The 24477-nt window shown below is 43.2% G+C and carries 12 protein-coding genes; 2 read left to right on the plus strand and 10 right to left on the minus strand.

Annotated features, from left to right (window positions below; all coding sequences use genetic code 11):
- Window positions 1-4: 4 nt before the first annotated feature.
- The 3 genes from AAFX28_RS01370 to pepT form a co-directional block, all read right to left on the minus strand.
- Window positions 5-10984 carry a DUF11 domain-containing protein gene (locus AAFX28_RS01370; RefSeq protein ID WP_408684943.1) on the minus strand — a complete coding sequence of 3660 codons (10980 nt, stop codon included), beginning with the start codon at window positions 10982-10984 and terminating at the stop codon, window positions 5-7.
- 259 nt (window positions 10985-11243) lie between these two features.
- Window positions 11244-11711 carry a DM13 domain-containing protein gene (locus AAFX28_RS01375; protein ID WP_408684945.1) on the minus strand — a complete coding sequence of 156 codons (468 nt, stop codon included), beginning with the start codon at window positions 11709-11711 and terminating at the stop codon, window positions 11244-11246.
- Window positions 11712-11786: 75 nt separating this feature from the next.
- Window positions 11787-13016 carry a peptidase T gene (pepT, locus tag AAFX28_RS01380; RefSeq protein ID WP_408684947.1) on the minus strand — a complete coding sequence of 410 codons (1230 nt, stop codon included), beginning with the start codon at window positions 13014-13016 and terminating at the stop codon, window positions 11787-11789.
- A 187-nt stretch (window positions 13017-13203) separates the two neighbouring features.
- On the opposite strand from pepT, the gene AAFX28_RS01385 reads away from it, so the two are divergent.
- Together AAFX28_RS01385 and AAFX28_RS01390 are read left to right on the plus strand one after the other, a co-directional pair.
- Window positions 13204-14904: a response regulator gene (locus tag AAFX28_RS01385; RefSeq protein WP_408684949.1), complete on the plus strand. Its 1701-nt coding sequence runs from the start codon at window positions 13204-13206 to the stop codon at window positions 14902-14904.
- Between the two features lie 12 nt (window positions 14905-14916).
- On the plus strand, window positions 14917-15249 hold the full coding sequence (locus AAFX28_RS01390; RefSeq protein WP_408684950.1) for an Hpt domain-containing protein: 333 nt from the start codon (window positions 14917-14919) through the stop codon (window positions 15247-15249).
- Window positions 15250-15319: 70 nt separating this feature from the next.
- Here the strand turns inward: AAFX28_RS01390 and AAFX28_RS01395 are convergent, their stop codons facing one another.
- The 7 genes from AAFX28_RS01395 to AAFX28_RS01425 all read right to left on the minus strand — a co-directional run bounded on the left by AAFX28_RS01395 (window position 15320) and on the right by AAFX28_RS01425 (window position 24462).
- Window positions 15320-16603 carry a glycosyltransferase family 2 protein gene (locus tag AAFX28_RS01395; RefSeq protein ID WP_408684952.1) on the minus strand — a complete coding sequence of 428 codons (1284 nt, stop codon included), beginning with the start codon at window positions 16601-16603 and terminating at the stop codon, window positions 15320-15322.
- An 80-nt stretch (window positions 16604-16683) separates the two neighbouring features.
- Window positions 16684-17409: a family 16 glycosylhydrolase gene (locus AAFX28_RS01400; protein ID WP_408684954.1), complete on the minus strand. Its 726-nt coding sequence runs from the start codon at window positions 17407-17409 to the stop codon at window positions 16684-16686.
- A gap of 144 nt (window positions 17410-17553) precedes the next feature.
- Entirely contained in the window at window positions 17554-18477 is a 924-nt protein-coding gene (locus AAFX28_RS01405) for a hypothetical protein (protein ID WP_408684955.1), read from the minus strand.
- Entirely contained in the window at window positions 18474-19856 is a 1383-nt protein-coding gene (locus AAFX28_RS01410; protein WP_408684957.1) for a DUF3131 domain-containing protein, read from the minus strand. Before AAFX28_RS01410 ends, AAFX28_RS01405 begins: the two co-directional genes overlap by 4 nt.
- Window positions 19857-19865: 9 nt before the next feature.
- Window positions 19866-21266: a DUF3131 domain-containing protein gene (locus AAFX28_RS01415; protein ID WP_408684959.1), complete on the minus strand. Its 1401-nt coding sequence runs from the start codon at window positions 21264-21266 to the stop codon at window positions 19866-19868.
- A gap of 21 nt (window positions 21267-21287) precedes the next feature.
- Entirely contained in the window at window positions 21288-22613 is a 1326-nt protein-coding gene (locus tag AAFX28_RS01420; protein WP_408684961.1) for a DUF3131 domain-containing protein, read from the minus strand.
- Window positions 22603-24462 carry a glycosyltransferase gene (locus tag AAFX28_RS01425; protein WP_408684962.1) on the minus strand — a complete coding sequence of 620 codons (1860 nt, stop codon included), beginning with the start codon at window positions 24460-24462 and terminating at the stop codon, window positions 22603-22605. Before AAFX28_RS01425 ends, AAFX28_RS01420 begins: the two co-directional genes overlap by 11 nt.
- Window positions 24463-24477: the final 15 nt, after the last annotated feature.

The raw sequence follows: 24477 nt of genomic DNA on the forward strand, positions 1-24477 counted from the left end.
CGGTTTACTCTCCCTCAACTGCAACACTAAAATTAAACTTCGTGAGTTTGTTCGGTGAAATGCGTTGAACTCGCGGATTTTCACTAATCACCTTCATCCCTGTAGGTAGTGAGTCGGTGTCTACTTTGACTAAGAAGTTTTTACCTTTCTTATCCAATACCCACTGATCCGGAACGTGGTAACGTCCATATTGATCTGTTTCTATGACAATACCTTCAACTGTTAATAACCTAACCCCAGGGATGCCGTCCTCATAAATGCCTTTGTTTTCAATCACGATTTCCCATAAGTAATGGTCATCATCACGATATAAGTTACGTGTGACATTTAAGTTCTCAGCCGACAGCCCATCTTCTTTGTCCCCAGTATGGTTAAGCGTGAAGTTGCCTTGTTTGTCAAAGAACAGTCGAGAGCCGGCATCTGTTGTAACGCTGAAGGTGAACCCTTCATCCGTCTTGGTTTCAAACTGGAACGCGACCTTATTACTACCTGGTAATGTTCGGTTGTTGGATATACCAAACAGTTTATTGATTTCATACCCTTCAATCAGCGCAGAATCATAAGGCTGTACTTTGCGATGCTGCTTCGCTGCGCTGTCATGCGCGTAGTTATGCTCTACTGCTTTCGATTCAATTTGGTGCTCAACATCTTTAAGCGATATCTCTTTTCCTTCTCGAACCATGAGCGTCGAACCCGGAACGTAATTGCGATGTGGAATATTCACCGTCACCTGTACATCAAATGCAGTTGCATCTGCTTGGAATCCATCTTGGTTATGGTCTTCGAACACTTTGCCGATAATAGATGCGGTATCAAACACTTTGTCAGGCAACACTTCGACTGTGGCCGTTGCAGTATTGGATTTCTCTTCTAACGCACCAGACACTTGTCCTTCTGGAGGTGCCATTGCAACTGCCGAGTTAACGTATTTTCCAAATGTCGCTCCAACTGTGACTCTTAGCAGGTAACGAATACGTACTTTTTCAGTAATAGTTTTATCACTGCTGCCGTACGCCAACATATCACCAACATTAAAAGTGAGGTTGTTCGTCACTGCAGGGTCATCAGTCTTAATGACATCATCCCCTGTATCAAACTCACCATCAGGACCACTGTTTACAAGTTCTGTAGAACCCTCCACATAAGCAAAACCTGATGGGTAGCGGTCGACAAGTTTAACGTTCTTAAACTCAGACTCGTTATTGTTAAAGATCGTTACTTCGTACTCTACGACATCACCAACTTGAGCATCCGTCTGCAATGCTTCTTTAGTAACTAACAGGTCTCCCTCGTTATCCGCAAACTTCTTAACATGAATAGTGACATCATCAGAAGCGCTAATCCCCGTACTAGGGTCTGTCACGGTGAATGTGTTGGTGATATTGTCATCTAACCCTTTGTTTAACTGCCCAGTAATCGTTATCTCATAGCCGTTCCCCATGTAAGGAAGCAGGTCTAATGATGGTCCACTGTCGGGTAATAGAAGATCTTTATCGGTAAACTCACCTTTGTTTTGCCCTGTAGGCCACTCAACAATGCTCATTTTCCAAGTGGTAAACAGAGCATTACCATTCGCACCTTGAAGCTTACTGATTTCATCCACCATCTTTGTGCCAGTTATGGTAGCAGAGCCTTCATTACTCACTTTCAATAGATAGATCAGTTCGGAGTCATCGTTGGTGTACTCTGCATTCTCACCTTTAGACGTGGTTTTATCGATCGCAAAGCTAACTGCACGTGGGGTGATCATTGCACTTACAGTCTCAACTGTAGAACTTCTCGTGCTTAAAGCCAGTGTTGACTCTGATTCGTCAATCTTCTGTGACGTATTGATAATTTCACCCATAGCACGCGGATCCGTTGTACCTGTGATTGCGATTTCAACGGTATCGCCTGGAGCAATATCACCACCTATGTTGATATCCGCGTTGTCCGATAAGGTACCAACATTGACATTCGAACGAGGATCATTGCTCTTCGATTCAATCTTCCAATCGGTGAATGCATTCACAACTTCTCTATCACCCGTCGTCAAATCGGGTCTAGTTTGTACCTTCATGCGAGAAATTACATTTTTAAGTACAACGTCATTGGCAAAACCTTTACTGTCATTAAACAGTGTCACGCGGAACGTAGCAGGTTCACCGGCTGTGTAAATTGGATTGTCAGCCACCTCGGTAATGATGACATTATCAGGCTCCGGTATAAGGCTGGCTACCGCAGTAAATCGCTCTGGTCGTCCTACATTAACTGACATACTCGCTTTGTTATCAATTTGACCGTTGGCAAAGCTGTTTACATTACCGGTAATGACTAGCTCTAATACATCATTTGGTGCTAAGTTGACTTTAGCATCAACTTCTCGGTTGTTACCGCTTGGATCTGGTGAAATAGTCGTCAGGTCATTGCCTTTATTGACCTTAATTGACCACGATTCCAGCGCTGGTTCACGGCCGCCATTTACGGTGTCAACCTCTAGAGAGTCGAGCAAGTCTTTTAATTCTATGCCTGCTACAAAACCTTCGTTTTGGTTGGTCAAAATGACTCTGAATGTCGCGGGCTTCCCAGGTTCATAGGTCATCTCAGTCTCAGAGCCAGTTTCACCGACAAACTTTTCTAGTTTCAGAGACACTGGTCGATGCTTAATCAAGGCATCTGCGACTTGCTGAGGTTCTGTCCCAAAATCTACAGTGACTCTATTGAGAATATCAGTGGTGGCATAACGGTTAACCTTGCCATTAATGGTAAAGGTAACTGAACTCGTTGGAGCAATATCTGCCACCGTATCGATATCAGGGTCCTTTCCACTTGGCGTGACCGTCAAAGTCGAATTGATATCACTTAAAGCGGTATCAACCGTCCAGCTTTCAAACGCGGGACCAGTACTGCCATCAACCAAGGTCACCTCAACGTCTGTCATGATATCTTTGATGGCTACATCATTGGCAAAACCTTCACCTTTGTTGGTCACCGTGACGACGAACTGCGCTGACTCGCCTGCTTGATAGAACTCTCTATCCGCCGTTTTGGTCACGGTAATGTCTGCTGGTTTAGGCTTTATAACAGCACTAGCATCACTGCTCTTTCCATCGTAAGTAATGTTCGCAGTATTGTTAATATCCCCAATAGCACGTTTGTCTACTTCACCTTGCACGGCAAATATGATGGTGTCATTAGGCGCTAGGTCAATCGTATGTCGAATATCACTATTCAAGCTGAAAGCATGAGAGTCAACAGTCGTCATTGGATCATTCGCTTTAAATGAGTATGTCCAATGGCTGAATGCTTGCTTGTCGACGCCATCAACCGTCTGCACCATAACCGTCGAAATCAAATCCTCTAACACAATATTGTTTGCAAACGCTGCGTCTTGGTTCTCGATCGTAATCAAAAATCCATTCATCGATCCTGGCGTGTAGAATTCCTCAAGAGGTGCTTTCTCAAAGGTAATTTTCGGTATTAAGGCGGTACTGATGGCTTGTGCATCAAGCTCTTTACCATCGTATTCCACGTTAACTGTATTCGTTACATCGCCGATAATCTCAGGCTTTAACGTCCCCTTAATTACCACTGTAATGACATCTTCAGGCGCAATATCTAACGTATTATCGATAAAGTTGTTCGATAGTGCCGGTAGCGTGGTTGTCCCTTTCAATGAAGTCGCACTGATAGAAATCGAACTAGGGTCAAAAGCAGATATTGTATTGCCATAGATGGTCTCAGCACTGATACGGTCAACGAAGTCCGTGACGTGGACGCCCGTTGCCCAAACTCGCTGAGTATTGGTTAACACGACTGTGTATGTGAGTTCGTCTTCAGCCTGATAGATCGTCTTATCAACCACTTTTGAGACGGTAACTTCAGCGTCAATTGGTTGGTATGTCGCGCTATCAGTGACTTCATTCACACCTTCAGCTTCCACGGCCACTCGGTTTGTAATCTCACCAATAACGTTACTCTTAACCTTCCCTTCCAAGTGCAGCTGAATTTTAGAACCTGGAGCGAGCTGGTACTCACCTTTAAATCCATCAGCACTATCAAAATCTGTTTGAGAGATGGTAAATGACTTACTTGCACCAGCGTCAACAATAGTCACAGAACTAGCTGCGTTATCCCAAGAATCAAATACTCGGCCAGGAAGAAGGCTACCCACCACATCGGCCTTAATGTCTTTCGCTAGGTCTTCAACGCTCAGATTCTGAAGGTAACCTAAGCCTGTATTTTCTATTTCAATATCAAAGCCAATTTGATCTCCTGGCGCATAAAGAGCCGGTGAGATTGAGGCCTCTTTAGTAACAGTGACACTACCAGGCTGAGGATAGATGAAATGCTCTTTCAGATCGTACTGCTTTTTATCAACGTAGAGTGTATTACCGAACTTGCCGACCGCATCATCACGCACGTTACCAACAACGTCTATTTTTAATACCGTCGGTTCAGTGGTTGCTGCGCCTAATTTAACGATACCATTGATATCGCCTGTCGACGGAATCGCACTCGCATCGTTGTGCGCCGCGCCTGCATTGCTTATAAACGTTGCCGTTGTTTTCCATGACTTAAGCGCCGTCTGCATGCTGCCATCTGCCGTTTCGACTAAGAATTTAGAGATCTCATCTTCGACTTGTAGGTCAGCGTTGGAGTCCGACGTATTCGCAATATACATCGTGTAGCGAACTTCTCCGCCAGGAACATAAGTAGGCGTATCAGTACTCTTAGACGCAAGAATTTCAGCGTCTCCCTGTCCTAGTACAATAGCGTTTGAGTCATTCCCATCCACTTTAGCGACGTTAGTGATCGTCCCTGTCGCATCGCCATCAACACTGCCTGACAGGCCAAATACAACCTTATCACCCGGCATTAGGTCAAATGTTGCATCAAGTGGCTTACTACCCGAGTAATTGCCTGAGATAGAGAAACGATCTGGAGTTGGCTGTTCAAGTACAGTTGTGGATAGGCTGCTAAACGCCTTTGCACCGCTAGACGTGACGATCGTGTTAAGTTTGTCGACGATCGCTACGTCATTTGCAATCCCTTCACCATCGTTTTCGACTGTAATCGTGTAGCTTACTTGCCCACTTGGATTGTATTCACATCCTGAACCTGTGTTCGATGGGAAGGAACAACTACTGCTATCCGCCGTCGTGTTTGTCACAAGTTTTTCAAACACTAAATTTGGCGCGACTGGTGGGATAACAGGAGTAATGACCTGATGCCCGCCGGCACTAGCTCGGTTGGCATCTATTTCGCCAAGCGCATCATCTCGGACAATTCCTTTGATGGTAAACTGGATATCTTCAGCAGGGCCGATATCTGTTGTCACATCAAGGTCACTATTCGGATCATACGGAGGTAGATAAGTATCGACTCTAAGCTCCAATCCTTGTGAAATCGTATTAGTGATCGTAAAGCTTTCAAACGCTTGCTCGGTTGCACCACCTAACACTTCCACTTGAATATCTGAAACCGCATCTTGAATTCGCGTTTGATCTGCCCAGACTTTCGCTCGGTTATCCACGTCTAAAAGATAGACAACTTCTTCGCCTGGTTTATAGGTATCACCATCAGAATATGAGCGCCCTCCTATAGAAAGGATTCGTTTAGTCACGAACAGATCTTGGCTGTCGGGTTTAATCGTTGACTTGCCAAAGCCAGAGCCGTTGTATAGCGGTTTAGCTACCACGTTTTCAAGGGCATCATGACGGATTTGGGTTTCAATAATGAACTCAACCCACCCACCTGCAGCGATCGAGAGAACTGGGATATCAATATCGACATTACTGCCGCCAGTGAAACCACCGATAGAAGTCACCATTTCTGATGACTGGGTAACGGAAACAGTCCAACCAAACTCTTCAAAGACAGGCCCTTTTTGGCCATCACTCTCACCCGCTGCTTCTTGTGCAAGACGGCTTTTGATCTTCGAGAACTCTTCTTTTAATGAAGCTAAGTACTCGGTACCTTTACCTTTATTTTCAAGGCGCAGCTTGTAAACAACTTCAGCACCTTTTGTGCTCGGATCAAAGTTATACGAGACTTTCTTTGTCGCCAGTGAACTGTCTGTGTAGGCGACATGCGTTTTCTTCAGCTCAGCAGCGAGCATATCGGCACGTTCAGAATCTAGATTATGCTTACCATCAACTCTGGCCGTATTGCGGATTGGCCCAACAGCTTTCTCAGAAATCTTCGCTTTGATCGTATATTTGACATAGGTTCCACTAGTAACAAACGCACTACCTGCTATATCAAACGCCGTATCAATATTTTCGTTGTTACGAGTAGTGCCTGGATCTGATAAACCACTGGTGTCTGTTTCTGTTGTAATTGTCCAAGAATCAAATGCTTGACCACTCGTTCCATCATAGTAATCAGTCGTTATGCCAGAGATATCATCGACAATTTTGACGTCTTGTAAGTGAACATTGTTTAGGTTTTTAAGCAATATTTCATAGACAAGGTAACCACCTGGGGTATATCCCCCTGTCAGTTCGGTAACACCATCTTTATCAAGATATTGAATAAGGTGTTTTTCAAAATCGTACTTTTCCGTATCTGACTTCGACTCTGCACTGACTGAGTCGCCATCGACCTTCAAGCGGTTAACAATGTCACCTACCGCATTCTTATTTACTACTGCAGTAACAACGTAATCAATAGTTTCTCCAGCGGGTACAGAAATACGAGTAATAATGTCTTCATTGTTCTTTAACGTGCCATCAAGATCCACTTCAGCATAAGGGTTTCCACCTAAGACCTTAGGCTCGATAGTCCAGCCATCAGGAAAAGCGATATCTTGCGAACCATCAAGAACTTCAGTTGTGATTTCTGAAATTTTGTCTTCGATAAAGATGTCGTACGCACTACCTTTTCCATCATTTTGGATCGTTAAGTGATAAGTGAGCTTTTCACCAGGTTGATAGTTTTTCTGATCGACGGTTTTAGTGAATTTTAAATGATAATCATACGGTTCTACTGTAATACCACCAATGGTGATATCGCCAGTGGCATCACCGCGAACCACACCTTCGACGCTATAGAGCACGTAGTCACCGCCAGCGACATCGATCGTTGTATCTATATTCTGATTATCTTCAACCGTACCATCGAGAGTTCCGTCAGTCGTCCCATCTCCCCCATTTGTATCATCTTTATTCACTGAGACCGAGAAGGTGTCATTAAATGGGTTCGCTTTGCTACCATCAAGCAGTAACACGTTGACACCTTTAATGTCTTCGAACACTTTATGGTTGTTGTAGTAACCTCGGTTTGAAGAAACTTTCACTCTATAAGTTAGAGTATCACCCGGAGCGTAGAATCGACTTTCTTTACCATTCACTAATAGCGTACGTGTGACTAGACCACCACTATCAACCCTTTCCATTTCATGATGAGAAACGTGGGATTCTTCTGTAACTAGTTTGTAGTCTCGGAATATATAAGCGTCATTGGCGATGATTCGCTTGAAGCCACCACTACTATTTGAGCCAATAACATTATCTTTCACATGCGCTTTAATTTTAAACGTTCGAGTTTCACCGGCAGCGAGTGAGAAACTACTATTCTCACCTTCCGGGTAGAGTAAGTCTTCGTTGGTTTGCTTTTGCCAGCCAGCTCCGTCAGCGTAGTCAAACTGCCAATACTCAAATGGAGATTGATTGTCCCAATCTGCAAATCGGTTGTTCTTATTGTTGGCAAGTACAGAGCGTATCTCTGTCAGTGGGTCACCTAATTTAAGCGATGTCGCTTCATTCTCACTGTTGTTTTGCAACGTAATATAGTAAGTAACGTCCTCACCCGGCACGAACTGTGTGCGATCAGCAGTTTTGAGGATCGAGACATTTAATTTGCTGTCACCATTATCACCAATCTCTGCTGTTGCTGATTGATCAAGATTATTGACAGGATCGTGAATCTCAACAGTGTTTGAGATTTCAGGCTCGCGGTAATCCATGCGAACTAAACCACGAATCGTATAGGTAACATGCCCCATACCATCAGACGTCTGAGGATCGAGGTCAATCTTAGTGTTGATGTTACCGTTGTTAGGGTAATTCGAAGGGTTACCTGCGTAACTCCCTGTTTTATATGTCGTATTATTGCTGTCTGTTTCAGCCTTAATCGTCCACTCAGAGAACGCATTCATCCCAATAATGTCATCTTTTACGCCGACTTCATTGGCGTAGCCCGCTCCGCGGTTATAGACTGTGACGTTAAACTCTACCCATTGCCCCTGGACAAATTGGTTCTCTTTAGAGGTTTTTACCACGACTACATTGGGAGATTTAGGGTGAACTGACACCGTATCAGACGCACCACTTTGAGAGTCTGAGTCTTTAGTTTCTATACTGACCGTATTATCGAATCGTTTGTAAATAATCTCATCACTCTTAGAGCGATCGATTTTGGCAACGATGGTGTAAACAACTTCAACATTTGGCGCTATTTGAGCGGTTAAGTTGATGTCTTTATTGTCTTCAAAATCACCCACCTTGGTGTAAGCGCTGTTTCCATTTAACAGTGGGTCATCTGAAATAATTTCGGCCGAGATGGTCCAAGAAGAGAATACTTGTTTAGTTTTCGTATCAGGCTCTAGTATGCCTGCTGAGATTTTTGAAATTTCATCAATAACGTTTACGTTGGTCGCATAGCCATTTCCTTTGGCATTTTTAAGGTGAATTTGATAGGTAATTTCGTTTTCTAGCTTTGAATAACTGGTACGGTCTGAGTGAAATCCAGTGTCATTATTTGTCTTAACCGTTTTATTCAAGGCAATTTCAAAATCTCGAGGATCTGAGCCTCGGTCAGCATAAACAGATTCATCTACTGTGACGCTGTTTTGAATATGTCCATTTGCTAGAGGGTTGGTCCTTGCCTCAATCGTATAGATAATAAAGCTATGTGGTTCAATCGTTGCTTTAACATCGAGAATCTCTGGCGAGTTTATTTCACCAGTAATTCCCGTAACACTCGATGTCGCTGAGCTTCCATCATTTCGATAGGCTTGCGCAGTGATCTTCCAGTCATCAAAGGCTTGGATAAGCTTACCAGTAATGTCGGTCGTTTGTACGGCGGTCAGATCATCAATCACAGGAACTTGGTTTGCAAAACCATCACCATCATTGTCAACACGAATGGTGTAAGTCAGAATATCGCCTGAAGAGTAGTAGCGACTATCAACGTCTTTACTCGCACGGAGATTATCGTCTGGCATTTGTACACCTGACCCATCCTCAGTCACATTGTCGCTACAAGCAGGATTATTATCAACAATAAGCCCAACACTCGACTCATTCACTTCTGCAGTCAGTGTGTAAGTGACACTTTTCCCTGGAGCAATGTCAGGTGACACTGTCACTGGAGTTGTCATCCAAGATCCATAGCTATATTTACCGGGATCTGTCCCTAACGCGTCTTCTGCACTTTTAGGTTCAAGTTTCCAACGTTTGAACGCTTGCCCCTGCCCTGCACCTGCTGCTTGCTCACTCTGAATACATGCTAAGTCATCGACAACAACAAGGTCATTAGCAAAGTACTTTGATGATGTGTTGCTGACTTTGATCTCATACTCAACTGTCTTACCTGGAACGTACTGACTATCAGACGTTGTTTTTACTATTTTTATTTCCGGGTCATCAACATTGAGCGTTCGTTCAGCAGTGAATGAACTCGAGATTTGAGCGTCTTGTACTAAAGCATCCTTATCATCAAATACGCCTGCGTTGGCACCTTGCACAACTCCAATTGCCACAGGTGAAATAGTTGCTTTAATTTCATAGGAGATCTCCTCCCCCGGATAAAGGGATATCTGATCGTCAAAAGCAATGTCGCTTTGAGTGCCGCTGTCATTGTAATTGGACTGCGTGTTGCTACCTATGTCAGTAACTTGGACTGTCCAAGTAGCAAACGGGTTCCCTGTGACATCTTCTGAGTCATGAGTAGATTGAAGGTTATTACCTAAGCCTAAATTGGATATCAGCTCAGAGATGTTGTGTTTTACATGATAATTATGAGCAATACCTGAGCCGTTATTACTCGCTTTAATTGTAAACACGCGCTCGTTCCCAACAAGATATGGATTCGAATTGTTGATCGTATGTTCAATAGTAACTTTGGGTTGTGCTGGTGGGGTTGTCTGCTCGTTACTCACTACGTCACCTTCTTTCGTGTGACTTTTTGCGGATGTAACAATATCACCCACAGCACCAGTGATAACCTTAGTTGTAATGGTGTACGTAAGTTTCCCGCCTACATCAATTGCAGCGCCAGTAACTGATAGGTCTCCCGAAGTCGGATATGTGCCCAAGTCGCTTTGACTACCTGATTTTCTACCACTGATTTCTACACTGCTAAATGGCGAAGCCTTTGCGCCATCGACTGTATCGATGTTGAGCGAGGCGAATAGTTGTTCAATAGACAGATTCTGAACTAGGTAACTACCAGTGTTTTCTACTTCTAATGTATAAGTCAGGGATTGGTCGACCGAATAATAAGTCTTATCAACAGACAAGCTCATTGTATATTCGTAAGGAACAGGACTAAAAACGCTCTTCGTTGTGGGCGAAAACGTTTCTGCGCTACCGTCTCCATCAACATCCACCTGAACAGTAGTATCACCCAACTCAAGTTGACCAACGACGTCATCTTTGACCATAGCCTGGATGTGGTACTCGATTTTACCGAAAGGCAACAGTACAGCATCGTCTACATCTAGGTTGGCGTCACTTGATGTAAAGGTGCCAGGCTTCGAGCCCCAACTGTTTCCAGGTATAATAGTTAGTGAACTAAATGCTTTAACGCGCCCAGCCTCACTATCCGCCTGTGTATCCCATACTAGGTCTTTAATTGAGACATCACGAAAGGTTTTTGCCGTCGTATTAATTACCGTTATCTGATAATCAATATTCTGCCCGTTTTGGTAGATCTCTGTCGTAGGCGAGACCGACACCTCTATATCTGCCGCAAAGGCTTGCAGCGAAACCAAGGACATCAACAATGATAGGTATATATATAGTTTTGAGCTAAACGGATTAAACAAAACGGAATCATCCTTTGTGCAAGTAGCCGCTATCTCACTCGAAGTATTTATTAGAGATGTTCGGCAGTTGAGCAAGCTACGCATTATCAATTTGAGCACTAACAAAATGTCAGTATTTTGTTAGAAAATAACCGAATATTGCAAAGCATTACAGTTTGTAAGTCTCTATTAAGTAAGCAAAATAAAACTTCAGAACATCCTTACAAAACAACTAACGATAACGAGCTGAAGTAATAAACTCTCCAAATGTTTCGCACCAAATAATCACTGTGTTGTATTCACTAAGCGGAAACTCTTCAGGCAATGCTACGGTGAAACGATCAAAGCTTTTTACTTCGCCGACTTTTACCATTTGATGCTTGTTCATATTAAAATCGGCTTCAGTTTCGATAAACTTAGGAGAAAAATAGAGCTTATAATCTGGACCTGGCGCTAACTCACCAACGAATGCGACTTGATTTGAACTGATTGAAACCGAACCTTCACCCCAGTGAAAAAAGTCACTGTCTTGTCGATCCCTTTGAAATGTCGCGGTATGAAGTGCTTGATTAGTGACGTTTTGCACGTCATTCATCGAAGGAGAAGGGGGCTGCGTAAGAATGGGTAATGCATATATCCCGATCGCAAAACCTATGGCGATACACCCTAGATGGGTGGCAAATAAAAAAATCCTTTTCATACTGATACCTAGCTATCAATCCATTACTATAAATGTATATGACTTTTCACTAGATATCAGTACTCTGGATATAACTTATCGATAGTTAAGTGCCGTTTTTTCTGCCAACGTCACAATTACTTTTACGGCTTGCTCCATACCTTCTATGGAGATGAACTCATGAATGCCGTGGAAGTTATAGCCTCCGGTAAAAATATTTGGACAAGGTAGCCCCATAAACGACAGTCTCGCACCATCCGTGCCACCTCGAATAGGTTTTATCTGCGGCTGAATATCACAATCAATCATGGCTTGTTTAGCTAACTCAATCACGTGTGGGAAAGGCTCAACTTGTTCTTTCATATTGAAATAACTGTCTGTCAGTCGTAATTCAACCCTACCTTGTTCCAGTTGACTGTTTAGTTGCGTCACTTTCTCGCGCATAAAACTTTTACGTCGCTCTTGTCCTTCGCGTTCAAAGTCACGAATAATATAGCCTAGTTCACTTCTAGCCACTGACATCTCAGCTGACTTCAAGTGATAAAAGCCTTCATACCCATCGGTTGTTTCTGGAGTTTCGTCTGCAGGCATGAGCATTTGAAACTGAGCGGCAATGTTCATTGAATTAACCATTTTGCCTTTAGCTGTACCCGGGTGAACATTGACACCATGACAAATCACATCAGCGCTGGTTGCGTTGAAGTTTTCGTATTCCAACTCTCCAACAGGCCCACCATCAATAGTGTAAGCCCATTTAGCGCCAAATTTATCAACATCAAATAAGTTCGCGCCACGGCCAATCTCTTCATCAGGAGTGAATCCGACACAAATATCACCGTGGAGAATGTCAGGGTTTGCAATGAGCTCAGCGACAGCAGAAAGAATCTCAGCAATACCAGCTTTGTTATCTGCACCTAAGAGTGTTGTACCATCGGTGGTAATCAGATTATGCCCATGGAGCTGATGAAGGTCCGGGTACTGAATAGGAGAAAGAACTTCATCACCTTTACCTAGTGCAATATCACCGCCTTGGTAATCCGAGATAATCTGAGGTTTAACATCTTGTCCTGATGCGTCTGGTGCCGTATCCATGTGAGCGATAAAGCCAATCGCTGGTACTTCATAATCGACATTACTTGGCAATCGAGCCATTAAGTAACCGTTGGAGTCGAGTGACACATCTGATAAACCTAGCTCAATCATCTCTTGCTTTAGAAATTCAGCAAAAGCCAACTGCCCTGGAGAACTTGGGCAAGATAAGTTCGAAGGATTGGATTGAGTATCAAAAGTCACATAGCGCAAGAATCGCTCTACAAGTTCATTCATATCTTCGTCTACCTCTTTGCGTGTAATACGCTGTTTTATATAGGGTACCCTAGCGATTTAGCAGTGTAATACTGGAAGCTCTTCGTATTACTGCCTTACATCAAACTAGGTTCCAATCCTCAAGAGATTTTCGGAAGAATGATACAAACCTTACTGTAATCTTAGTTTGCGCGTCATGGGTATATGCTTGTTTATATCGATACAATCACGTATTGCGCTTATACCCAAATTGATTCATAACAGTTTGAGCATCCCCTTCTTGACAATATGCAACAAGGTTACCATTATTATTGCAACAAATGGAGGTAATCCCACAGTGCCTAACTTATTGTCTGATCGAAAAATTCTGATTATCGATGATTCTCGAACTTCATCAATTCTAGTGAAGCAACAATTAGTTAGTATTGGAGTTGCTCAAACCAATGTATTTACTGCGCATAATTGCCAAGATGCCATTCAAACTGTTGAATCACATTACTTTAATATCATTATCATTGATTACCATTTGGAACAGAGTATCACTGGCTTTGAGCTTGCTAGTATTCTATATCGCAATAAGCTTATTCACGATGCGGTTGGAATACTGATTATATCTGGCGACTCTCGACAACAAACCGTTCTAACTTCGCTCTCAGGAAAAGTTCGGCACTTTATCTCTAAACCCATCAACAACAAAACACTGCAAGATCGCCTGAGTTTACTGACTATTGAGTCACATAAAATTACGAAACTTAGAGCACTGTTCCCGATCAAAAGTGAGACGCTTTTGACAGAAGCCCTGTCGATCATCAACGCTCAAAAAATCTGTGTCTCTGCAGAAGCTAATTTGTTCGAGCACTTGATTGAACAAAAACGGTGGGATTTATTACAAACAGCACTAAGTTTTTCATCCTCTCCTGACCATCCCTATAAAATCATCGGGCAAGCGCACGTTTTTCACTCACAGAATTTAATGCATGAAGCACTCGGGAGCCTTCATAAATACTTAATTGAACATCCGCTTTCTCTTCATATCATTGATCTTCTGAGCTCATTATACGAAGAGCAGGGCGAGATAGATAAAGCGCTGCACTACGCGCAGAAAGCATTTGATCTTACTCCGAGCATTAGCCACCGAGCAGTGCGTGCAAGTCAGTTAGCCGAAAAGCTTGGAAAACGTGAGGATATAATCAAAATTGGTTATACCTATGCATGCCACATTTCTTTGGCAGACAGCCAGTGGATACAATCTGTTTCAGCTTACTTGTTGACATTAGAAAGCTGCTATAAGTCATCTGTCGACCCGAAAGTTAAGCAACTGATTTTGAAACATTTGGGAAATTTTGCCTCATTAGTCAGTAAGCGTGTAACATCCAAAAGAGTTATTCAGCTACGCTCTATGATGGCACTCTTTCAATGCCATATATTGATCCATGAAGACAAGGCACAACAAGCGCACCAAAAGGTTCTTAAAGGTCTTTCCCTGTTTTACAATAATTTTTCAGATTGTCCCTCTCCGTTGTTAGCTCAATATATCCCAGCCTTAATGTACTTTGGTGAATCAAACTTGTGCCACTCTATCCAAAGCATGATTACATCACGCGGGAGCTGCGACACTAACTCTGAAAAAATGCATCGTTTGTTTTCTTACACTACCGTTTCACGAGATCATGCCTCGCTTGAGAAAGCAGAAAAGCACTTAGGTCAGTATCCACTCTCTGTTGGAGCCAAATTAGACTATTTGTATTCATCCTCATTAAACACCACCTACCAATCTCCAAAGGCCAGCTACTATGTCGATGAACTGTCTAAGCTAGATCTCCCGCCAAACTGGAGTCAGTGGTTTGGCGACTCGTTAAGAAATGGTTTTGCTACTAAGCCCCCTAGCCCTTTTTCCCTATTAAATTAAAACGGAGTCTCTATGCTTGATTTTGAGGCACTTACTGCCTATTTAGGTGATGACCATGAGATCGTTCATGCTGTGCTAAGTACTTACCACGAGGATCATTCCAACGCTTTAGAAGAGATTAAAGAGCTGATGCAAGCGAACAATCTTGACGAACTACATCGGCTTATTCATACCCTAAAAGGCATCCTAACGAGTTTTGGGGAGAAAACAGCATCTGCCGCACTGAACAACGTAGAGATTCAGCTTTTGCAAGGTGACGCGATTAACCCAGACGATATGGATGTTATTTTTGAAGAAGTGGCTGTTATCAACCGTCAGATAGAGCAAGCACTGGCAAACAACTAAGCTCAAATTCAGCTTAAAAAATAAAATGGCCGGACTTAATGTAAATCCAGCCATTTTTTAATAAGTTCGGTTATGCAGGCAGTTGAGAATTCAATTGCTTCGCGCTAACAATCCAATGCTTAACTGATTGAGGGGACATTATTTTCGGGTTTCCTAGATCGCTGTCAGAAACAGTGGCAAGTTCTGGAGGCAGTACATCAATCAGTAGCTCCAAGTCGTGGTGTGAGCTTATTTCACTCGTAAAGACATCAGCCATCTCTTTACTGTATGTAACATCTCTAGCTTTAGCTGCTTTCACTAAACCATCTAAGAGCACATACCAAGTCGTCATTGGTCCTTGAACAATCGACGCCGATTCTGCAGCCGAATCAATGAATGCAAAAGGTATGGTAGTAATTGGTTGATTCAGTTCCATTGCCGCAAAAATCCAGTCGGTATCAAATGAAAAATCAAACACCGTCGGGTCAGCCAAAATCTTCTCTAGCACTGTTCGGCTGTACAATTTAAACGCTGCTTGCGTATCTTTAATCCCACTATCGAAAATCTGGGCGCCTATCATTCGCTGCATGTGTCTCAGCGTTTTAATACCGATACCCCAGCGCTCTTCTTGTTTTACAAGGACTGAGCGCTCGTGTTTACGATTGCCAAGAACCACCTGTTTGCCATGGTTTGCGAATGGCTCAACGATCATACCCAGTTGGCCTAGATGTACTGAGTTATCCGCATCTGTATACACTACTGCGTCCACGTCATTGGCTAACGCAGCCTGACAACCCAATATAATCGCCCCACCTTTCTTAGAGTCATCCGCCGATTGAAGCTTTCTTAACGGGCCCTCCGAGGTAGGAACTTGATTTGCTAAACGAAGAACCGACACTTTAGACGCCACTTCCTCGTGATAGGTTTGAGCTATCTGCTCTGCAATATCTGCACTTCCATGTGGGCAACCATCGTCTACAGCATAGAGATGCCATCCAACTTGGGTTCCCTTTGTTATCCACTCCAGCTGTTCGATCTTAGCTCGTAAAGAATCTTCACCATTTAGGTTGTGAGTGTGCTTTGGTTGTAATCGGTTATGCTCACCCCACATGGCAAACACAACACCAATTTTGATTGGCTTCTGGACACTTTCGATGGCTCGACGTGACTCAACCAACATAGTAGCGAGTTGGAACTCCAGTGGCCCATTGAATTGTGTGGTTAACTCCCGTAAATGTTCGTTACTTAAGTCATGTAAACCCTCTAGCTTTTCCGCTAGTTTAATCAGATTTGATTGATGTTGAGAGTTGGTGAGGTCAAAGTGTGTATTAGACTGATTCAGCAAATCTAATGCAAAAGATAAAGACGTATCCATACTGTTTTCCTAGCCGTGATTTTTATATTATCACCTTCAGGATAGTATGCACCTTGTATCATAACAAATTAGATCGCTGATTATTTGTTACTTTTGCAGCTTGTACCTTCCGTAAATGAGAAGTTCCGATACTGTGCTTTATACACTCTGTTCTTTTTAATTTTAAATTCACCTGCCCAGTTTGAAATCTCCGGATCGGTCGCCCACATATTTGCCATGATTCGCAAACGCGAACTGTCAACACTTGGAATAGGGTCATATCGACTATTTAGGACTTTGAGCACTGACTCACCATCAATAAACCATTCAATATGATCTTTTCCCCAATAGATCCCATAGCGATGAAAGTCTTGTGAAGCATCGAACCCAAGGAAAATCAGCGTCTCATGACTATTTGCATAAGCATCATCATCAGTCCAAAAGTTCAGCTGAACCATGTTGGTGTTTGAGCCTAAGAACTCGATATCGATTTCGTTATGTATTCCACTGCCATCTTCAGGTTTGTCATGAGGTCCTGAAAATAAGAAAAAAGAGGTAACGACACCAGGTGCTTTTACTGGCTTCATATCAATTTCAAAACACCCATACGCATAAAATTCATTACTCCGAAGTTCACCAGACGAGAACACTAAATGACCATCCGGCTGCCGTTGAGCATCAGGGGACAGAGAAATTGCCATGCCTTTCTTCGAAAAAGAAACCGAACTTGCATCCCAGCGATTTAAGAAAGGGAAACCGTTTTCCCATCCATCTGATAACCACCACTTGGTTTCGTCTAGTCGCGTAAGATCGTCTTTAAAATTCATTGCATTTGCCGGGGCTATAAAAAGTGCGAACGAAAGTGTTGCCGCACAAAATGAACGATACATCCACATAATAAATTTCTTATTAGATTAGTTGTATATAAAGCGTAATCCAGTAGTGCAAATTTTGCTCAATAAACTTTCGAACTAATTTTGTGATTCGTCAATAACGGGAGCAAATGACCTTCTCTGAGTAGCTTGTACGGGCTGGGTTAGGTTACCTTCCGAGTTGTTGCCTCTAGAGATGGTCTGTGCTTCTTGCGCTTTATTGGCTTCGCTAGAAAGTAATGCTTCAGATTCCGACTCATCAACATTCAGAGGCTCTTCAATCGAAGTAGCAATCACTGTTTGATCCTCTAAGTCATTCGCTTCTTGAGAAGGTGGAGTGAGTACAGAACCTTCCTCAACTTCCTGCTTTTCATTTTGTGTCGCTGTTGGCGCAACAATGAAAGTCTGCTTGGAGGAAAAGCTATTACCGATCATCAACTTAGAGTTTGGGCTATATTGCTTTAACTGCTGGCCACTAGCACTGCGCGGTATCCCTGAGCTAGGTTGAGCTTGCTTAGTCATTAAACCTGGTTTGGGAGAGTCATAGCCAAAGAAACCTAGTTTACTCTCCCAAATTTCAATCAATGAAAGTAGTTGTAGCCACTGGTCATCTACATCATAACCAATATCACCTTGAATTGAGCCAGCAGCCACTCGACTATTTGATTGCTCAAAAGATTGGCGAAACGTAAGTCTTAACTCTTCCCATGAACTCCCACTGATCAGAAAATAGCGAACACTATTAGACCAATATTCGTACGCCGTTGGATCTTCAACTTTTTCTGCTGACATAGCAGCTAGAGCTTCCAATAGACCCGCAGTTTGCCACATCTGTTCGCGACCAAGTTGGCGCTCCAACCCCATAGTCTTGTTGGCTTGATTGTGGAAAGAATTCGATGCTTGCGCATATCGCCCTTGGGCTAATAGCAATGTTGGTGAGCCTAACATGTCAATGGACGCTTGTTGGAGCGCATGAGCCAAAGGAGTAACCCAAACTAACATGGCGATAAATATATATTTCATCGAAATGTCTCCACTAAGCATCGGCCGGGGTGGTCAAAGCGTGAATCAAATCTGACGTCTCGGTACTCTTTTGTTTTATTGGCTTTATACAACTTGCCACTTTGCTTATATAACAAAGCTTCTAGCACACCTGCATTTGTTTTAAGACTAATGCCTTTTTCATAAGCACTGGTCAGTTCATATCGACCTTCATACCACCCTCTTTGAGGGTCATAGAGCTCTTTAACCAATGTCATTAACCGGTCAGTGTAATCCGTTTTCCACAACGCCCACATTTGAAAAGCCACTCTGGTAGAGACTAAAGCGAGTTCATCATAAGAAGATCCATCTTCCGCAAGAGTGATCCAAGGTGTTCCTAGTCCATAAATAGCGTCATAAACAAAGTACGGCTCGCCCGTCACTACATGTTCACCACGAGCAGTATAGATTCTTTCGTTATCCCAACGTTTTTCTTGGACTTGATAAACCGCGTCAGCCATCGCAGCTAAAGTGTTATTGGTATGAGTGGCATCCGAACTAGTCACATCTCCTACTTTGTCCCAATTGAACTCTAACCCCATCCAAAGATATGGTGTGCTGTAGATTGGTCGTAGAACATTGAACACCCTAGGGTCACGCCCATCAAACAAGAGATCGACGTCATAAATGGTCGCAATATCATAAGGCTCAATGTTCATTGCTTTCTCAGGTACGATTTGCCAATCCAAGTAACCATATGATGTGTACTCTTCAACCCCCAAACGTCCTTCTTTGTAGCGAATGAGCTGTCCATTCTCGAGTAACGACCCATAGAGCTCTCCATCTTCGCTGATCAACTCACAGAAGTTCCAACGCAAGACCGCTTTATCAATATATTCTGAAAACTCCGGAGAGTGACGCTTAACAATAGCTAAGACAATGAGTAATCGACCTACATCAAGTGAAGACCAGCCTATGTCTAGCGGTTGATTCGCGTAGTTCACCATTTGGCCGGACTGAGTACTATAGACCTTATTTGGGGCCTGACCATAGCTTAGGTCCATGGTATTTAGGAAACTTAAAACTAACGTTAAACGCTCGTCATATTGTTTGTTGGATATAAATTCGAACTCTTTGGCTGCAATTAGCGCGATCAAATAGTCCGCCAGACCTGACATGTTGGTTGTAGGGAAATTATCTAAGCTGTTGACAAGCCCCAAGGGTAATTGTGTGTTGTTTTCAACATACTTCCAAGCCGTAGCCGCCCATGCAAGCTCTTCTTCCGTGAGCTTGCCATGACGACCTTGCCTTACCAATTGAGACTGATTGAGAGCATCTACCCCATCATTTACTCCGCGGTAAACAACCCCACAGCCAGAAATGGAGATCGACAGCACAATTACGATCCATCTTGTCAGCATCGAGCACCCTTATTCAACAGGCGTTATCTTTTTACGCGGTAGACATTGGCCTTCGTATCCAAAAGGAGATTCTAGCGCTTTTTCCCATATACTTGGTGCCAGTTCGTCTTTGTACGTGAGCAACTTGCCTTGCTGCTTATAAAGAAGGATTTCTAAGGTGATACCATTGTTATTTGAAGTGAACGTGTTGATCAAACCTGTGCCATTCTCAAAAATACCTTCGTAAAATCCTTTCTCACGATCGTAAGCTGTTGATACATGGTCAAAAAGTAAGTCAGTATAAGGAGTATCCCAAAGGACCCACATACCCATCGCGCCTTTAACGGCAACAGCAGAGAATTGGGGCAGATACTCACCAACTTCAGAGATGGTGTTCCACGCAAATCCATCCGTATAGATGGTGTCATAGACGAAGTAAGGTGCACCAGCCAGTTGGTGCTCTGTGCGCGCAGTGATAATACCGGTTTGTTTATAACGCTCTTCTTGAACACGATAAATTTGAAGTGCGAACTCAGCAATCCATTCATGAGAATACTTGTCGTCATGAGGCGATCGGTCTTCGACTAAATCCCACCCCATCTCGATACCATCAAGGACATAGCTTTCAGTTACAACATAACTGTGCGCCTTAAGCTTCCTTGGATCTCGCGTATCATAAGGGACGTCGTAACCAAATAAGTTTATAGTCGCATAAGGTTCGGCCATTGCTGCTTGAGTGGTATTGAACCCCCATAGCTCGAACCCTTTTGCTGCATATTCTTCATAACCTAAACGCCCCTCTTGAAGGTACTGCACTTCCTTTCCAGGTTCGAGCAATGCCCCAAACATAGTCCCATTTTCATCCACGACGTTACAGAAGTTCCAACGTAACACCGCAGAGTCAACACTGTTGGCGAACTCAGGGAAACGTTGCTTAATTATGTATAGCCATATCATTAAACGACCTAGATCAAGAGCAGAGTAGCCTATCTCTCCTGGCTGGTTACCATAGTCTACCTTTGCCGCTGTATGAGTGTTGTAGGCCTTGTTAGGTAGTTCACCTTTAAATAGATCAAGCGTGTTCAATGTCGTTAGAAATCGCATTAATCTTCGGTCAAACTCTTCCTTCTCAATAATTCCCAGCTCATACGCGCTGACCATGCCCGCTAAGTAAGACGCCGCATCCCACCAAGTTACTGATGGGTAGTTGTTTACCGCATTGACCAACCCCGTCGACTCTTGGTAGTTGTTTTCAAAGTACTTCCAAGCAATACGAGCCAGATCCATCTCTTTTTCAGTCAATTCACCATGACGAGGTTTTGGAGCGGTCCAATGCGTTTTCCTTTCAACAATATCTTCGGAAAACTGATTGTATTTATTCCCGCAACCAACGATCGCTAATGTTATTAAGCCAACACAAATTGAGCGCATACGTGTTCCTTCTTATTGTTGTTATTTTTGTTCGCCTATCGTTAGGAGCGGTCCGTTTTCTATGTATGCAAGGGATTCCAGTACAATTCCGTTTGTATTCGCAGTGATCGCCTTATTGATTCGTCCATCTACTTCATAACGCCCTGAATACCACCCTTTGCTTTCAGATTGGAGCGTTGATGCTTCGTCAATCAGCAGTTGGGTATAGTCCGTGTCATACAGCGCGTACCAACCAAATGCGGCCTTTGTTGACAAAGTTTTTAAGTGTGATTGGTCTTTCCCGTCATCTGAAATAGCGTTCCACTTTTTGCCATCAGAAAAGACAGTGTTATAAACAAAATAAGGGGCCTCATCGACGTTATCTTCGCTCACAGCAGTTAATGTTCCAGTGTCTTCGTAGCGGCTCTCTTGCGCTTGATACACACGATGTGCAAACACTTTAGATACACTGTCGGCACCAAACTCAATACCATCTAAAATATAGGACTCACTCACCACATAGTTATGAGCATGGTATTTAGCTGGGTCGCGTTTATCGGTCGGAATTCCAATTCCATAGATATCAATCATTTCAAGATAATCGATATATTTCATGGAGTTGAAGACATCCCTTCCCATCAAAGCTAAAGATTTAGAGGCGTATTCTTCGTAGCCAATACGCCCCTCTTGCACGAGTTCCATCACCGCCTCGTCAGTAGCTGTCGGTCTAGCACCGAACATATAGCCATCTTTGATCATACTACTGACGTTCCAGTGGTTTAGTACATCATTCACTTGGCTATTAAACTGAGGGTATTGCCAAATCAGAATATTCATCGGCACTAGGATTCGACCGATATCAATTGCAGACCAGCCGATCCCGTTCTCTCTAGGGTTGTTGGCGTAATCAACCATCTCTAACGTTTGCGTGTTATAAGCTTTATTTGGCAACTTGCCGTCTACTAATGGCAGTCTCGCCAAGGTTGTTAACGCCTTATCCATGCGTCGATTAAATTCTTCATTAGTGATGATGTTGATTTTTTCAGCCGCTAGTAACCCCATCAAATACGAGGCAGTATCCCACATAGTGGTGGAAGGATAACCATCCACCGAGTTAACCAACCCTGTATTTTCTTGATAGTTGTTCTCAAAATACTGCCATGCAATATTAGCCCACTGAAACTCCTCTTCAGATAAAACTCGTTGAGATTTGAAAGGAATATCTTCAGGTATCTCAAAGGTGATATTACCCAATATTCTACCTGGTTCTCTGCTCTCAATGCTGAATGCAATCGCAAGTGCAGTAGCAAGACCTAGAATGAATACAACATGGTGGCGTGCATTCAATAATGATTGTTTAAACCCCATACTTCAGCTCCTCTGAATTTGTCACTTCCTTTTCACCTTCAGTCGACGTCGGTGGTGTCCAAAATGCGGCTGCAATCATTCCCCACATAGCCATCATGTTGTTGATAATCCAGAACGTATTCAGCACTAACCCTCCAAATGAATAGTTGCCCCACATGCCGGTTGAGTGCCCTATCCAAGCAAATCCAAGACTAAATAAACTCAATACAAACACCGCCGTTTGTGGAATCACGAGCTTAAAGAAGTTACCGGTCTGCCTTTCTTTCGGTGTGGTAGGGAAAGTAATTTTTTGACCGCGAAGAACGGTCCAAAGTGCTCTCAGGTTTACCGGAAAGAAAGATAAGAAGTTAGTCTTACCTTTGTAACCCGCAACGCCCCATGTGCCTATCATCATCGCAAGCTCTGCCATCAATACATAAGGTAAGAAGTGCAGGTAAAAGGTCACGTCATAAGCACTTACCGGCGCTGTTGAGGTTAAGAAATAGACGATCGGACACGCCAAGAAAATGATGTTCCAAATCGCAGATAAGTTGGACCAAAAACTCGCTCCGTACATGAGCTTCTGTTTAAAAGTTAACCCTTTACGGAATATAGGATTATCATTCATGAAAATATCGATTGAACCACCAGAGTATTTAAAGCGTTGAACTGTCCATGTCTGCAAGTCTTGTGGCGATAACATCTTACTTTCCACTCTTGGATGCATGACAGAGCGCCAGTTTCTTTCACGGTCAGAGTGCAGCACGATTGATGTGTATAGATCTTCAGATACATGAAACTTATATGGTGTAAATTCAGTATCGAATAAGATTTCATCGCGCAGATTTGCAGATATTTCTGCGTCTACCTTTTTCTCTTTAGTAAGACGACGTATTTGCTTCTCTACTTCATCCTGTTCGCTAGTAATTTGCTCAGCATACGCTCGAAGCGCGGCTTCCATTACTGCTTCACGGCGGTGTATAGATCCAGCTCCACAACAAAACGAAGCATTCACCCAGTTGCGTCGGCGCTGAATGACGTCATAGAACATTTGAGGGTCATTCACAAACGGATCATCGCCAAATGTCACTGGTCCGTAAACCCGTTCAATGCCCTTACCGATGAATCGAGACCATGAACCAAGTTTGCGCTCCATTAAGTCTGGTAAGCGCTCCCCTTCTGGCAAATCAAAGAACCACTGAGGTGTCTGAACCCAAGCAACGGTAGGGTCGCGAAAGTACCCGAGTGTATTTTCTAGAATGGTTGGGAATGGTCTTGTATCCGCATCACAAATAACAACGAAGTCACCACTTGTACGTTCCATGGCGTTACGCAAGTTGCCCGCTTTAAAACCAATATTGCCGTCTCGGGTGATGTAACCAACACCCATTTCCTTAGCCATGGCTTCCATTTCTGGTCGCTTACCATCATCTAGAATGTATATCTTGATATCTATCTGGTGTGGATAACGGATTTTTTTGGCGTCAAGTATACTCAGTTTAACGAGTTCTGGTTCTTCATCGTAGCTAGGGAAAAATACATCAACACTAATCGGTCTATCTTCATCGGTGTCATGAACACATTCTGATATTTTAAAGGGAGGCGCTTTCTTCGGTTCATCTTCAACCTTCCAAAGATTGTAAGTAAATAAAATAGAACCAATAAATGCACAAGACTCGGCGAAAGCTAGTGGTAAAGAGAACCATAGCGCATCATAGTTGAGCGCATACATCCATCGCCAGCCTAAGTACCACAAACCAAGCGTTAAGTTACAAGTTGCTAAGTATTGATAAAGTAATTCCCGCGGAATACTGTGAGGAACAGGTTCAGGCGGAACTCGTCCTTCGAATTGTTGAAAGTAGTTATCCATCCGTTGATTTCCCTA

Source organism: Vibrio sp. TBV020 (assembly GCF_046056895.1).
Classification (GTDB): domain Bacteria; phylum Pseudomonadota; class Gammaproteobacteria; order Enterobacterales; family Vibrionaceae; genus Vibrio.

What these genes read in the sequence shown, in the direction of transcription:
- AAFX28_RS01410 (WP_408684957.1), bottom strand. Translation starts at nt 19,856, where the DNA reads ATGCTGACAAGATGGATCGTAATTGTGCTGTCGATCTCCATTTCTGGC.
- AAFX28_RS01400 (WP_408684954.1), bottom strand. Translation starts at nt 17,409, where the DNA reads ATGAATTTTAAAGACGATCTTACGCGACTAGACGAAACCAAGTGGTGG.
- AAFX28_RS01395 (WP_408684952.1), bottom strand. Translation starts at nt 16,603, where the DNA reads ATGGATACGTCTTTATCTTTTGCATTAGATTTGCTGAATCAGTCTAAT.
- AAFX28_RS01420 (WP_408684961.1), bottom strand. Translation starts at nt 22,613, where the DNA reads ATGGGGTTTAAACAATCATTATTGAATGCACGCCACCATGTTGTATTC.
- AAFX28_RS01415 (WP_408684959.1), bottom strand. Translation starts at nt 21,266, where the DNA reads ATGCGCTCAATTTGTGTTGGCTTAATAACATTAGCGATCGTTGGTTGC.
- AAFX28_RS01390 (WP_408684950.1), top strand. Translation starts at nt 14,917, where the DNA reads ATGCTTGATTTTGAGGCACTTACTGCCTATTTAGGTGATGACCATGAG.
- AAFX28_RS01375 (WP_408684945.1), bottom strand. Translation starts at nt 11,711, where the DNA reads ATGAAAAGGATTTTTTTATTTGCCACCCATCTAGGGTGTATCGCCATA.
- AAFX28_RS01425 (WP_408684962.1), bottom strand. Translation starts at nt 24,462, where the DNA reads ATGGATAACTACTTTCAACAATTCGAAGGACGAGTTCCGCCTGAACCT.
- pepT (WP_408684947.1), bottom strand. Translation starts at nt 13,016, where the DNA reads ATGAATGAACTTGTAGAGCGATTCTTGCGCTATGTGACTTTTGATACT.
- AAFX28_RS01405 (WP_408684955.1), bottom strand. Translation starts at nt 18,477, where the DNA reads ATGAAATATATATTTATCGCCATGTTAGTTTGGGTTACTCCTTTGGCT.
- AAFX28_RS01370 (WP_408684943.1), bottom strand. Translation starts at nt 10,984, where the DNA reads ATGTCCTTGGTTTCGCTGCAAGCCTTTGCGGCAGATATAGAGGTGTCG.